Source organism: Mycobacterium sp. IDUB_36 (assembly GCF_055419225.1).
In genome coordinates this window covers 31,825-44,890 of sequence record NZ_JBVAXH010000001.1, presented here as the reverse complement: position 1 = coordinate 44,890, position 13,066 = coordinate 31,825, and the positions used below count along the sequence as shown (strand labels likewise).

Genomic DNA, 13,066 nt, shown 5'->3' with positions numbered 1-13,066 from the left:
GGCTAAGCGTAGGCGCAGCAGCGTGTTTCGCGACCGCTATTCACCGACCGAGTTGCCCCGCCGAGGCCCCGCGGGCAGCATGGGCGGATCACCAGCCGCGCTCGCGCCACTCCGCCAGGTGTGGCCGCTCGGCACCGAGTGTGGTGTCGTCGCCGTGACCGGGGTAGACGACCGTGTCGTCGTCGAACCGGTCGAACACCCGGGTGGTGACGTCGGAGATCAGCTGCTCGAAATCGCCGGGCTGCCAGGTCTTGCCGACGCCACCCGGAAACAGACAGTCCCCGGTGAACAACTGGGTGACTCCGCCGGTGGCCGCACCGTCGAGCGCGAGCGCCACCGACCCCGGCGTGTGCCCGCGCAGATGGATGACCTCGAAGGTCAACTCGCCGATCGCAATGGTGTCGCCTCCGGTCAGCAGGCGGTCGGGTGTCACCGGCAGCGGCTCGGCGTCGATCTCGTGCGCGGCCGTCGGCGCGCCGGTGGCTCCGGCCACCGCCTCCAGCGCCTGCCAGTGGTCGAAATGTTGATGGCTGGTGACGATCAGCGACACCTTCGGCGCGTGCGCGCGCACCAATTCGACCAGATCGTCCGCGTCGTTGGCGGCATCGATCAGCAGGGTCTCACCGGTCGCGGAACATGTGACCAGGTAGGCGTTGTTGTCCATGGGGCCCACCGACGTCTTGACGATCGACACGCCAGGCAGGGTTCGTCGGGTCGCGCTACCCGATTCGACGTGGCCGGTGTAGTTGTCGTCCAGGGCGGTCATACCAGTCCACGGTACTGGTCGACGATTGCTTGTCGGTGCGGGCACATAGCATGGGAACGACGTGTCTGGGCAGCGCCCGGAAATCGCTCGGAAAGGGATTGCGTGGCTGATCGCCTCATCGTGAAAGGTGCGCGCGAGCACAACTTGCGCGGTGTCGATCTTGATTTGCCGCGCGACGCGTTGATCGTCTTCACCGGGCTTTCAGGCTCGGGAAAGTCCTCGCTGGCGTTCGACACCATCTTTGCCGAAGGGCAGCGGCGCTATGTCGAGTCGCTGTCGGCCTACGCCCGCCAGTTCCTCGGCCAGATGGACAAACCGGACGTCGACTTCATCGAGGGTCTGTCGCCGGCGGTGTCCATCGACCAGAAGTCGACCAACCGCAACCCTCGGTCGACGGTCGGGACCATCACCGAGGTGTACGACTATCTGCGTCTGCTCTACGCCCGCGCCGGTACGCCGCACTGCCCGGTCTGCGGTGAGCGGATCGCCCGTCAGACTCCGCAGCAGATCGTTGACCAGGTGCTGGTGATGCCCGAGGGCACCCGGTTCCAGGTGCTGGCCCCGGTGGTTCGGACCCGGAAAGGCGAATTCGCCGACCTCTTCGAGAAGCTGAATGCGCAGGGCTACAGCCGCGTCCGGGTCGACGGCGTCGTGCACCCGCTGACCGATCCGCCCAAGCTGAAGAAGCAGGAGAAACACGACATCGAGGTGGTGGTGGACCGCCTCACCGTCAAGGCCAGCGCCAAGCAGCGGCTCACCGATTCGGTGGAGACTGCGCTCAACCTGGCGGACGGCATCGTGGTGCTGGAATTCGTCGACCACGAGCACGACGCCCACAACCGCGAGCAGCGGTTCTCCGAGAAGCTGGCTTGCCCCAATGGCCACGCCCTGGCCGTCGACGACCTGGAGCCGCGGTCGTTCTCGTTCAACTCGCCCTACGGCGCCTGCCCGGAGTGCGTCGGTCTGGGCATCCGCAAAGAGGTCGACCCCGAACTGGTGGTCCCCGACCCGGACCGCACGCTCGCGGAGGGCGCGGTGGCGCCGTGGTCGATGGGGCACACCGCGGAGTACTTCACCCGGATGCTGGCCAGCCTCGGTGAAGCGATGGGCTTCGATGTCGACACACCGTGGCGCAAGCTTCCGGCCAAGGCGCGCAAGGCGATTCTGGAGGGCTGCGACGAGCAGGTGCACGTCCGCTACCGCAACCGCTATGGCCGGACCCGCTCCTATTACGCCGACTTCGAGGGTGTGCTGGCGTTCCTGGAGCGCAAGCTGGACCAGACCGAGTCGGAGACGATGAAGGAGCGCTACGAGGGATTCATGCGCGACGTCCCGTGCCCGGAGTGCGACGGAACGCGGCTCAAGCCCGAAATCCTGGCGGTCAGCCTGACCGCTGGCGCGCACGGCGCCAAGTCGATCGCCGAAGTCTGTGAGCTGTCGATCAACGACTGTGCGGACTTCCTGAACGGGCTCACGCTGGGCACCCGCGAACAGGCGATCGCCGGCCAGGTACTCAAGGAAATTCAGTCGCGGCTCGGCTTTCTGCTCGATGTCGGGCTGGAGTACCTGTCGCTGTCACGGGCGGCCGGCACGTTGTCCGGAGGTGAAGCGCAGCGGATCCGGCTGGCCACCCAGATCGGCTCCGGTCTGGTCGGGGTGCTCTACGTGCTCGACGAGCCGTCCATCGGGCTGCATCAGCGCGACAACCGCCGGCTGATCGAAACTCTCACGCGGCTGCGGAATCTGGGCAACACGCTGATCGTCGTCGAGCACGACGAGGACACCATCGCGCACGCCGACTGGGTGGTCGACATCGGCCCCGGGGCAGGGGAGCACGGCGGGCACATCGTGCACAGCGGCACCTACGCCGACCTGCTGACGAACAAAGACTCGATCACCGGTGCCTTCCTGTCCGGCAAGGAAAGCATTGCGGCGCCCAGCATTCGGCGTCCGGTGGACAAGAAGCGAAACCTCACCGTCGTCGGCGCCAACGAACACAACCTGCGCGGCATCGACGTGGCGTTCCCGCTCGGCGTGCTGACCTCGGTGACGGGAGTCTCGGGTTCCGGCAAGTCGACGCTGGTCAACGACATCCTGGCCGCGGTCCTGGCGAACCGGCTCAACGGCGCCCGCCATGTCCCGGGCCGGCATACCCGCGTCACCGGCCTGGACCACGTCGACAAGCTGGTGCGGGTCGACCAGTCGCCGATCGGGCGTACCCCGCGGTCCAACCCGGCCACCTACACCGGGGTCTTCGACAAGATCCGCACCCTGTTCGCGGCGACCACCGAGGCCAAAGTGCGCGGTTATCAACCGGGCCGGTTCTCGTTCAACGTGAAAGGCGGCCGCTGCGAGGCCTGCACCGGTGACGGCACGATCAAGATCGAGATGAACTTCCTGCCGGACGTGTACGTGCCCTGTGAGGTCTGCAACGGCGCTCGCTACAACCGTGAGACGTTGGAGGTGCACTACAAGGGCAAGACGATCTCCGAGGTGCTCGACATGTCGATCGAGGAAGCCGCGGATTTCTTCCAGCCGATCACCGGGATTCACCGTTACCTGCGGACTTTGGTCGACGTCGGCCTCGGCTACGTGCGGTTGGGTCAGTCGGCGCCCACGCTGTCCGGCGGTGAGGCGCAGCGGGTGAAACTCGCGTCGGAATTGCAGAAGCGCTCCACGGGTCGCACGGTGTACATCCTCGACGAACCGACCACCGGTCTGCATTTCGAGGACATCCGCAAATTGCTCGATGTCATCAACGGCCTTGTGGACAAGGGCAATACGGTGATCGTGATCGAGCACAACCTGGATGTGATCAAGACTTCGGACTGGATCATCGACATGGGACCCGAGGGGGGTGCCGGCGGGGGGACGGTGGTCGCCGAAGGCACACCCGAAGATGTCGTCGCCGTTCCGGAGAGTTACACCGGCAAGTTCCTCGCCGAGGTTCTCGCCGACACCAGCAAGCCCAAGGCCGGCGCCACCCGCCGAACCACCAAGCGCCGCAAGGTCAGCGCCTAACGGTCGTCACGCATCGACTCGCGGATCTGCGCCAAGCGATCGGCGGCCGCGCGCCGGCGCTCTTCGTATTGCTCCTCGACGTCGCGGCCCTCCGGTGTTTCGGAGTCCAATTCGTGTGCGCCGATGGACGTTTCGTAGCGAGACTCGATCTTGTCTCGGACCGAGTCGAATGTCGGCACCCCGGCGCTGGTGTAGCCGGTATCGGCGTCAGGCTCCGGGGCAGATGGATCGGGCTCGTCGGGCACCCTGCCACGCTACCCGTGACGTTCCAGATAACGGACCATCTGCTGCCAATACACCAGCGTCAGGGCCATCTGGGCGGTGGTCGCGGCCGCTGCCGGGACGGCCCGATGGTGGCGCGCCGCGACCAGAGCGCCGACGGCGACCACCGACGTCAGCACGCTCAGCGCTGCCGCGGCGTCCTTCGGCCGGCGGGTGATCCAGAGTTCCTCACCGAGCATCGCGCGGGTCGCCCATGACCGTTGATCGCCGACCTTCGGGAAGATCACCGGGTTGAGCGCGAACCAGGCAACGACCGCCAGCGCGTGGTCGCGTCGCCGCGTCCACACCGGCACCAGCACCGCAGGCGTGGTCGCCCAGCGGCTCCAGGCACTCCACGGGTGGGCGTGGCGGGAGAATATCGCGCGGCGTATCCGCGCGATCGTCGTCGCGGTCAACGACCGATCGGTTCGGCGTGCGGACTCGGGCCCGCGGTGGGCGGCCACGCCGACGGCGACGGGATCCGGAGCACACCGGGCGTTTCCAACCGGCCCGCCAGCCAAGGCAGCGCCGCGACGAAAGCGGTACTGGCGAAAGGCCAGTCGTGCCGGCCCGGCTGAGCGACGATCGTGCAGTCGATGCCGTTGGCGCGGCCGAGGGCGCACAACGCCTCCGCTGCCGCCGTCTGGTCACCAGGATTGACCCCCTCGCCGCCGGCCAGCGTGGTGTCACCGGCCTCGGTGACCGAGATGCCGCGGTGATGCTTGGTCGGTGCGCTCGACGAGACATCGAACCAGCCCGAAACACGCTGATATTGACCGTGTTTGGTGATTACGGTGGACGGGTCGAACGACGCCCAGGCGTCAGAGTTGCCGCCGAAGAGCCGAGCGATGGTCTGCGCCTTGGTTCCGGTTTCGGGGCCCAGGTTGCCGCCGATGTCGACGAACGAGCTGAACAGCTCCGGGTGCATGACGGTCAAATCGAGCGCACAGGTCCCACCCATCGACCAGCCGACGACGCCCCAATTGGCCGCTCGATTACTGACGCCGAACCGCGAAACAACATATGGGATAACATCTTTGGTCAAGTGATCGGCTGCGTTGCCGCGAATGCCGTTGACGCATTCGGTGTCGTTGTTGAAGGCGCCGCCGGAGTCCACGAAGACGAACACCGGCGCATTGCCGTCATGGGTCGCGGCCAGGTCGTCGATGGTCTTGGCGGCGTTGCCTGCCCGCAACCAGTCGGCGGGCGTGTTGAATTCGCCGCCGATCATCATGACCGCCGGCAGCGGTTGCGGCGGACTGCTGGCGAACCAGGCCGGCGGCAGATAGACGACTTCGCCGCGGTGCTTGAAGTGCGACGCCTGGTCGGGAATCGTTACCGAGAGCACGATGCCGTGGGCGGGCCGTAGTCCCGCGGCGGCCATTGCGGCGAGACCGGCGGCGTCGGTCTGGTGGGGAAGTGGCCCCTCGGTCAATTGATCCCACGCCGTCTGCACGGTGGGGAAGTAGCCGACCCAGAGGTTGAGTGTGAGTGCTGCGCTGAGCGCGCAGAGCGGCACGGCCAACAGGGCGGCGCTGCGCCGCCACCAGCGGGCGGTACGCCAGCCCACGATCACGAGGACGGCGGCGGCGCCGGTTCCAGCGATCCACCACCACAGCAGACGGGGTGCCGGATCATCGGCCAGCCCCCGGTTCTCGATGTACCAGTGCGACACCGCGGCCAGCGCGGCGCCCAGCAACGCCGACGACGGTAGCGACGTCACCCGCCACCGGCGCGATCGTCGCCCGACTGCCATCACGAGCAGTGCGGCGGCCACGGCCTGGGTCACCGCAGGTACCCACCCGTGCATCAACGAGGTGTGGTTGTCAGCCAGCACCGCAATGGGGAGGTTCGCCGCTGAACCCGTCACGCGGTCCATTGTCGTCCGTGATGCGTGCTTTGAGCACGAGTTTTGCCGATTCGGTGCCGCGCGTGTCGTGCGACGCGGAGTTGGCTAGCGCGGCTTGGCCAACGGGAAGGGCAGGGTCTCGCGGATGCTTCGTCCGGTGATCAGCATGACGACGCGGTCGACACCCATGCCGAGGCCACCGGTCGGTGGCATCGCGTATTCCATCGCCTGCAGGAAGTCCTCGTCGAGCTCCATCGCTTCGGGGTCACCGCCGGCGGCCAGGAAGGATTGTTCTTCGAGGCGACGGCGCTGCTCGACGGGATCGGTGAGTTCGCTGTAGGCGGTGCCCAATTCGACGCCCCACGCGACCAGGTCCCAGCGCTCGGCGACGCCAGGTTGGCTGCGATGCGGTCGGGTCAGCGGCGAGACCGACAGGGGGAAATCGATGTAGAACGTCGGCTGCTCGGTACGGGCCTCGACCAGGTGCTCGTACAGTTCGAGCACCACTGCGCCGGCGTCCCAGCGTGCCAGATACGGAATCTGCACCGCGTCGCAGAGCCGTCGCAGGGTGCTCAGCTCGGTGCCGGCGTCGACGTGTTCACCCAGCGCCTCGGAGACTGCGTCGTGAACGGTCTTCACCGGCCAAACACCGGAGATGTCAACCTCTTCCAGCACGTCGCCGGATCCTGGCCGCAGCACCACCTGAGCTCCGTTGGCGGCCTGCGCGGCGTTCTGGATCAACTCCCGGCTGCCGTCGATCCAGTGCTTGTAATCGGCATGCGCCTGATAGGCCTCGAGCAGCGTGAACTCGGGGTTGTGGCTGAAGTCGACACCCTCGTTGCGGAACGCGCGGCCCAGTTCGAAGACTCGCTCCATCCCGCCGACGCACAACCGCTTGAGGTAGAGCTCGGGCGCGATTCGCAGGTACAGATCGAGGTCGTAGCTGTTGATGTGGGTCATGAACGGGCGGGCCGTGGCGCCACCGTGAACCTGCTGCAGGATAGGGGTCTCGACCTCCAGAAACCCTTTGCTGTTCAAGGTGTCTCTGATCGAGCGCAGGACATTGCTGCGGGCTGCGATCAACTCTCGCGAGTCGGCGTTGACCGCGAGGTCGACGTAGCGGCTGCGCACCCGCGCTTCGGGATCGGTCAGCCCCTTCCATTTGTTCGGCAGCGGTCGCAGGCACTTTCCGATCAATCGCCAGCGGCGCACGATCAGCGATTGGGTGCCGGTCTTGCTGAATCCGATCCGACCGGTTACCTCGACCAGATCGCCGAGGTCGATGGCCTTGGTGAAATCGGCGGCGCGACCGTGCTCGAGGACCGAATTCTCCAGCAGCAGTTGCACTTCGGCCGACCAGTCGCGCAGCTGGGCGAACAGCACGCCGCCGAAGTCGCGGATACGCAGCACCCGGCCGGCCACCGAGACGTCGGTCCCGTCATCGGTCTCCAGTGCCTGCGCAACGGTGTGACTGGGCGGTTGGCCGACCGGGTAGGCGTCAATACCGCTGTCCTGCAACGCCTTCAGCTTGGACAACCGGACGCGCATCTGCTCCGGCAGTCGGCGACCGCGTTCATCCGGGTCGCTGAAGTCAGCCTCCTGCAACGCCGCCACGTCCGGCGCCGAGCCGTCGCCGTGCAGCAGGCCGGTCGCCAGCAACGTCGGCGGTACCGCTGAGTGGTGGCCGGTGTGCTGCTCGTCGCGTCGGGTGAAGGGCAGCACCAGGAAGCCCTCCGCGATCACCGACGCGACGCCTACCCGCGGAACCATCCGCGCGTCTTCGTAGCAGGCGTATCGCGGTACCCAGTCGGGCTGGTACTTCATGTTCGAGCGGTACAGCGTCTCCAGCTGCCACCACCGCGAGAAGAACAACAGGAAACCGCGCCACAGCCGTGCCACCGGGCCGGCGCCGAGTTGAGCGCCCTGTTCGAATGCGGACCGGAACATGGCGAAATTCAGCGAGATTCGCGTAATGCCGATGCGCTCGGCGTGCAGCGCAAGCTCGCTCACCATGAGTTCGATCGTTCCGTTCGGAGACTGTGGCGACCGGCGCATCAGGTCCAGCGAGACACCGTTGCGACCCCACGGCACCAGGGACAGCATCGCAACCACCGTGTCGTCGGTGCCGATGGCCTCGACCAGAAGGCAGTCGCCGTCGGCCGGGTCACCGAGCCGACCCAATGCCATCGAGAATCCGCGCTCGTTGTCGGTGTCCCGCCACGCGTCCGCGCGCTCGGTCACCTCGGCCATTTCCGCCGGATCGATGTCGTAGTGCCGGCGGACGCGCACCGTCAGCCCGGCGCGGCGTGCTCGCGTCACCGCTTGGCGAACGCCGCGCATGTCCCGTCCGGAGAGCTTGAACTCGGAGGTCTGCAGGATCGCCTCGTCGCCGAGCTCCAGGGCGTTGAGGCCCGCCTCCCGAAATGCCTTCGCCCCAGCCGAGCTGGCGCCCATGTTGCCCGGCGCCCAGCCGTAACGCTGGCACAGCGCCAGCCAGGCGTCGATGGCCTGTGGCCACGCCCGCGGATCTCCGATCGGGTCCCCGCTGGCCAGGCAGACACCGACCTCGACGCGGTAGGTGATGGCGGCGCGACCGCTCGGCGCGAAGATCACCGACTTGTCGCGGCGGGTGGCGAAGTAACCCAGGGAGTCGTTCTTGCCCCACAGTTCCACCAGGCCACGGATCGCCGACTCGTCCTCACCGGTCAGCGCATTTTCGGCGCGCTGCGATTGGAACAGCACGATCGCCGCGGCGATCAGCGCCATCGCGCTGAACAACCCGAAAAGCGCGTTGAGCAGAACCGGCGGCCGGCCGGTGAATTGCGCGGACTCGACGACTCCGAATCCGACCACCCGGTTCACCACGTAGAGCAGCCGGTCGTCGGGGGCCAGCGTCCGGGGGAACGTCTCCACCAACGCCCAGGACAACCCGATGCCGATCGCCCAGCCGGTCACGAGCACCCCGGCGGCCTTGTACAGCGCACCTTGGCGGACCTTGGCCCAGAACTCTCGGTAGGCCAACGTCGCCACCACCACCGCGGCAAGGTGCAGGCCGAGGCCCAGTGTCTCGCCGAAGCTCTTGGCCGGGCTGGGGTGATCGGCCAGGCCGGCCACGTTCAGCCCGGCGGCCAGCAACAGGTTGAGCTGCAGCACCCACCATGCAATGCGTTTGCGCGCGGTCAGCGCAGCAGCCAGCAGTGCCATGACGAACGACCAGGCGAAGCTGGTGTCGGGGAAGTTGAAGACGTAGTCGTTGATGAATTCGCGCGGCACCCGGATGGCCCACCGGATCGCCGGCGACACGCTCGCTATCAGCGACAACGTGGCGATGACACCCACCGTCCAGCCAGCGGCCGCGGGCACCCAGCGAAGGCGGGAGCTCGAGTCGCTCCGTGGGCGGGAGGCAATGAGGGTCACAGACCGCGAGGATATTCGGTATCGCTATGGAATGCCTATGATCTGGCTGGCAGGAAATCGGCCGTGTCGGCGTTAGCCACGGTTCGTGGCGGCCGGTGCTGCAGCGACGTGTCGGCAGATGCCCTTGTGACTGGTAGACTCGCCTGCGCGACCGTCTCCGGCTGAGCCAGAGACAGCAAGTGGAGTCCCACTCCCACCGTTGGCCGAAAAGGCTCAGCGGTCCGGTCACCGGCACATCGACTGTGTCGGCTCCTGCAGTTGCGCAGGCAGCCTTCGAGGCTGTGATCGGTCGGCACCGGGCCCTGCTTATGCAGGGCTTTTTTGCTGATGGCGTGGCATCCCAATCGCTGGCTCTTGCGCAGGTGGCGGTGGCAATTGACGAGAAGATCAATAAGGGAGGCCCCATCAGCACTGAGACCCGCGTCAACGAACGCATCCGCGTACCTGAAGTCCGACTCATCGGCCCAGGAGGGGAGCAGGTAGGCATCGTGCGTATCGAAGACGCCCTTCGCGTCGCCGCGGATGCCGACCTCGACCTTGTCGAAGTTGCCCCGGATGCCAGGCCGCCGGTCTGCAAGATCATGGACTACGGCAAGTTCAAATACGAGGCGGCGCAGAAAGCGCGGGAGTCTCGCAAGAACCAGCAGCAGACCGTCGTCAAAGAACAGAAATTGCGGCCCAAGATCGACGACCACGACTATGCGACCAAGCGCGGTCACGTCGTCCGGTTCCTGGAGGCAGGAGCAAAAGTCAAGGTGACCATCATGTTCCGCGGACGCGAGCAGTCGCGACCCGAGCTCGGTTACCGACTGCTGCAGCGCCTCGGCGCCGACGTCGCCGACTACGGATTCGTCGAGACCTCGGCCAAGCAGGACGGCCGCAACATGACGATGGTGCTGGCACCGCACCGCGGCGCCAAGACCCGCGCCCGGGCGGCCGAAGACGCCGCCGGCCCCTCCGGACCTGCCGCCAAACCGGCACCGAGCGGCGACCCCGAACCGTCGCCCAACTGACCCAACCAAGACAGAGGACCGAGAACAGATGCCCAAGGCCAAGACCCACAGCGGCGCGTCAAAGCGATTCCGGCGCACCGGCACCGGGAAGATCGTGCGTGAGAAAGCCGGCCGTCGCCACCTGCTCGAGCACAAGCCGACCAAGCGGACGCGACGTCTGGACGGACGCACCGCCGTGTCGGCGAACGACACCAAGCGGGTCAACAAGATGCTGAACGGCTGACCGGCAGCACAGCGCCGGAACAACCACTTCCCAACCAGATAGGAACACCCCCATGGCACGCGTGAAGCGGGCGGTCAACGCCCAGAAGAAGCGCCGCACCATCCTGAAGGCTTCCAAGGGCTATCGCGGTCAGCGGTCCCGGCTCTACCGCAAAGCCAAAGAGCAGCAGCTACATTCGCTGACCTACGCCTACCGCGACCGCCGTGCGCGCAAGGGCGAGTTCCGCAAGCTGTGGATCTCCCGGATCAACGCCGCGGCCCGCGCCAACGACATCACCTACAACCGGCTGATCCAGGGCCTCAAGGCCGCCGGTGTCGAGGTCGACCGCAAGAACCTCGCCGAGATCGCCGTCAGTGACGCCGCGGCGTTCACCGCGCTGGTCGCCGTTGCGCGCAAGGCGTTGCCGGAGGACGTCAACGCACCGTCCGGAGAGGCCGCCTAACCGCGTACCCGGTGCTCACCGAACGATCGACCCGGGTGGTCGCTGCGGTCAAACTGCATCGACAGCAAGCCCGGCGTCGTAGCGACCAGTTTCTGGTCGAAGGCGCCAACCTGGTGGAAGCCGCTTCGCGGCGCGGGCTGACACGCGAGATCTTCGCCACCGAGGCAGCGGCGCACCGACACAGTGCGCTGCTGGCCGGATCCGAGGTCCACCTCGTGACCGAGCGCGCGGCGAAAGCCCTGTCGGACACCGTCACTCCCGCGGGGTTGGTAGCGGTCTGCGACAAACCGAACACGGCACTTGCGGACGTGCTCGCGCACCCGCCGCAACTCGTCGCCGTCGGCGTGCAGATCGGTGAACCCGGCAACGCCGGCACGTTGATTCGCATCGCCGACGCGATGGGCGCCGCGGCGGTGGTGTTCGCCGGCCAGGGTGTCGATCCCTACAACGGCAAATGCCTGCGGGCCTCGGCGGGCAGCATCTTCTCCGTCCCGGTCGTCGTCGAGTCCGATACCGACGCGGCGATCAGTGCTCTGAAGGACGCCGGGCTGCGGGTTGCGGCCACCACCGTGGACGGTGAATTGTCGCTCGACGACGCCGATCTCACCGTGCCGACGGCATGGCTGTTCGGATCCGAAGCTCATGGGTTGTCGGCCGAGGCTTCCGATCGAGCTGATGTTCGGGTGAGCATTCCGATGTCCGGCGAAGCGCAAAGTCTGAATGTGGCTGCCGCTGCGGCGATCTGCCTCTATCAGAGTGCAAGCGCGCATCGCGCTGCGCATCGTCCCCCGGCTGAGCGACCGAGCGGCTAGGCGGCTTGGCCGCGGCCCCGTGCCGGCCGCAGTCCGGCCAAGGAGAACGTCGTGTGTACCAGCGACCCCGCGCGCTCGAAGAGTGTCTTGCGGGGCGGGAAGTAGTGCATGGGCAATCCGCGTCGATCCGAGGGCGGACCCATGAAACTGGGTGCCTCCACGAGCGGAGCCTCGGCGGAGTCGCGCCCCTCGGCCCGGCGGTAGGCGGCGACAGCCCGAGGGTGTAGCCGGATCTCGTCGGGAACAGCCAGGAACGCGAGCTCGACCAGCTTGCCGAACAGCCGCAACACCACCTCGTCGCCCGGTGTCCAGCGCATACCGGCCTTTTCTCGCACCGTCGGCTCGAACAAGCCGGCGGCGATCCAACGTTGGCCCGCGACAAAGGGTTTGAACAGCTGATCCCACACCGGGGTGGGCATCAGCACGAATTTGGGCTTGGGGATCCGGATTTGAAAAATGTCCAGTGTCGCTTGGTTGATCTCCAGCTCGTCGCGGCAGACGCGCTGCCAGTACTCCTGGAAGTCCTCCCACGACGCGGGCACCGGTCGCATGCTCATGCCGTACATCCGGTACCACTGCACGTGTTCGTCGAACAACTGGCGCTTCTCGGCTTCGGTCAAGCCGCCGCAGAAGTATTCGGCGACCTTGATCACCAACATGAAGAACGTGGCGTGCGCCCAGTAGAACGTCTCGGGGTTCAGCGCGTGGTAGCGCCGGCCGCTGGCATCGACACCCTTGATGGTTCGGTGATACTGCTTGATCTGGTGACCGGTCTGCGACGCCCGGGTCCCGTCGTAGACAACGCCCATGATCGGGTACACCGACCGCGCCACCCGCTGCAGTGGTTCGCGCAGCAGGATCGAGTGCTCCTCGACGCCGGCGCCGAGCTCTGGATACATGTTCTGGATCGCGCCGATCCAGACGCCCATCATCCCGGTGCGCAGGTCGCCGAAGTACTTCCAGGTCAGCGATTCCGGCCCGAGCGGTGACGAGTCGGGCGCGGACTCTCGGTTCACAACGGTCGGATCGTGCACGGGCGGTATCGACGTCACGGTCATCACAGCCTCCTGGCTCCCGACGGGTGCTGAATGACACCCACGATAATGTTGACAACAGTCGTTGTCTACGACTGCGGGGCGCGTCGCGGCAGGTCGTCACGGTTGACGCCGGTGAAATCAGCCGGTCGATTACGGTGTCGCCGACCGGCGAATGAAACGGAACGGGGACGGGCATCCCTTGCGCGACGGCGACGGGGAAGGAGT

General features: G+C 66.6%; 11 protein-coding genes. 5 read left to right on the top strand and 6 right to left on the bottom strand.

Features of this window, described 5'->3' with window-relative positions; genetic code table 11:
* Positions 1 to 88 precede the first annotated feature (88 nt).
* Positions 89 to 766, bottom strand: coding sequence for an MBL fold metallo-hydrolase (locus ACZYW1_RS00180; protein ID WP_463782280.1), 678 nt, complete (start codon positions 764 to 766; stop codon positions 89 to 91).
* A 102-nt stretch (positions 767 to 868) separates the two neighbouring features.
* Between ACZYW1_RS00180 and uvrA the strand changes: the two genes are divergently transcribed.
* Positions 869 to 3,787 (top strand): excinuclease ABC subunit UvrA, encoded by a 2,919-nt coding sequence (gene uvrA, locus ACZYW1_RS00175; RefSeq protein WP_463782278.1) that lies wholly within the window; start codon positions 869 to 871, stop codon positions 3,785 to 3,787.
* On the opposite strand, the gene ACZYW1_RS00170 is transcribed toward uvrA, so the two are convergent.
* The 4 genes from ACZYW1_RS00170 to lysX all read right to left on the bottom strand — a co-directional run bounded on the left by ACZYW1_RS00170 (position 3,784) and on the right by lysX (position 9,314).
* Positions 3,784 to 4,032: a hypothetical protein gene (locus ACZYW1_RS00170; protein ID WP_463782277.1), complete on the bottom strand. Its 249-nt coding sequence runs from the start codon at positions 4,030 to 4,032 to the stop codon at positions 3,784 to 3,786. The genes uvrA and ACZYW1_RS00170 overlap by 4 nt on opposite strands.
* 9 nt (positions 4,033 to 4,041) lie before the next feature.
* The gene (locus ACZYW1_RS00165) at positions 4,042 to 4,464 is read right to left on the bottom strand and encodes a DUF6653 family protein (RefSeq protein ID WP_463782275.1); all 423 of its coding nucleotides are present in this window, start codon (positions 4,462 to 4,464) and stop codon (positions 4,042 to 4,044) included.
* The gene (locus ACZYW1_RS00160; protein ID WP_463782274.1) at positions 4,461 to 5,927 is read right to left on the bottom strand and encodes an alpha/beta hydrolase; all 1,467 of its coding nucleotides are present in this window, start codon (positions 5,925 to 5,927) and stop codon (positions 4,461 to 4,463) included. Before ACZYW1_RS00160 ends, ACZYW1_RS00165 begins: the two co-directional genes overlap by 4 nt.
* Positions 5,928 to 6,002: 75 nt before the next feature.
* Positions 6,003 to 9,314: a bifunctional lysylphosphatidylglycerol synthetase/lysine--tRNA ligase LysX gene (lysX, locus tag ACZYW1_RS00155; RefSeq protein ID WP_463782272.1), complete on the bottom strand. Its 3,312-nt coding sequence runs from the start codon at positions 9,312 to 9,314 to the stop codon at positions 6,003 to 6,005.
* A 404-nt stretch (positions 9,315 to 9,718) separates the two neighbouring features.
* Between lysX and infC the strand changes: the two genes are divergently transcribed.
* From infC to ACZYW1_RS00135, 4 genes are read left to right on the top strand one after another with little or no spacing between them, the layout of a single operon-like run.
* A complete protein-coding gene (gene infC, locus ACZYW1_RS00150) occupies positions 9,719 to 10,327 on the top strand; it encodes a translation initiation factor IF-3 (RefSeq protein ID WP_463787609.1) in 609 nt (202 codons plus the stop codon).
* Between the two features lie 28 nt (positions 10,328 to 10,355).
* On the top strand, positions 10,356 to 10,550 hold the full coding sequence (gene rpmI / locus ACZYW1_RS00145) for a 50S ribosomal protein L35 (RefSeq protein ID WP_285189198.1): 195 nt from the start codon (positions 10,356 to 10,358) through the stop codon (positions 10,548 to 10,550).
* Positions 10,551 to 10,602: 52 nt separating this feature from the next.
* Positions 10,603 to 10,992, top strand: a complete 390-nt coding sequence (rplT, locus tag ACZYW1_RS00140) for a 50S ribosomal protein L20 (protein WP_463782270.1) — start codon at positions 10,603 to 10,605, stop codon at positions 10,990 to 10,992.
* An 11-nt stretch (positions 10,993 to 11,003) separates the two neighbouring features.
* Positions 11,004 to 11,804: a TrmH family RNA methyltransferase gene (locus ACZYW1_RS00135; RefSeq protein ID WP_463782269.1), complete on the top strand. Its 801-nt coding sequence runs from the start codon at positions 11,004 to 11,006 to the stop codon at positions 11,802 to 11,804.
* Here the strand turns inward: ACZYW1_RS00135 and ACZYW1_RS00130 are convergent.
* On the bottom strand, positions 11,801 to 12,862 hold the full coding sequence (locus ACZYW1_RS00130) for an oxygenase MpaB family protein (protein ID WP_463782267.1): 1,062 nt from the start codon (positions 12,860 to 12,862) through the stop codon (positions 11,801 to 11,803). The genes ACZYW1_RS00135 and ACZYW1_RS00130 overlap by 4 nt on opposite strands.
* Positions 12,863 to 13,066: the final 204 nt, after the last annotated feature.

Excerpts from the sequence above, each read along its gene's own strand:
- ACZYW1_RS00180 (WP_463782280.1), bottom strand. The coding sequence starts at position 766 with ATGACCGCCCTGGACGACAACTACACCGGCCACGTCGAATCGGGTAGC.
- ACZYW1_RS00160 (WP_463782274.1), bottom strand. The coding sequence starts at position 5,927 with ATGGACCGCGTGACGGGTTCAGCGGCGAACCTCCCCATTGCGGTGCTG.
- rpmI (WP_285189198.1), top strand. The coding sequence starts at position 10,356 with ATGCCCAAGGCCAAGACCCACAGCGGCGCGTCAAAGCGATTCCGGCGC.
- rplT (WP_463782270.1), top strand. The coding sequence starts at position 10,603 with ATGGCACGCGTGAAGCGGGCGGTCAACGCCCAGAAGAAGCGCCGCACC.
- ACZYW1_RS00130 (WP_463782267.1), bottom strand. The coding sequence starts at position 12,862 with ATGACCGTGACGTCGATACCGCCCGTGCACGATCCGACCGTTGTGAAC.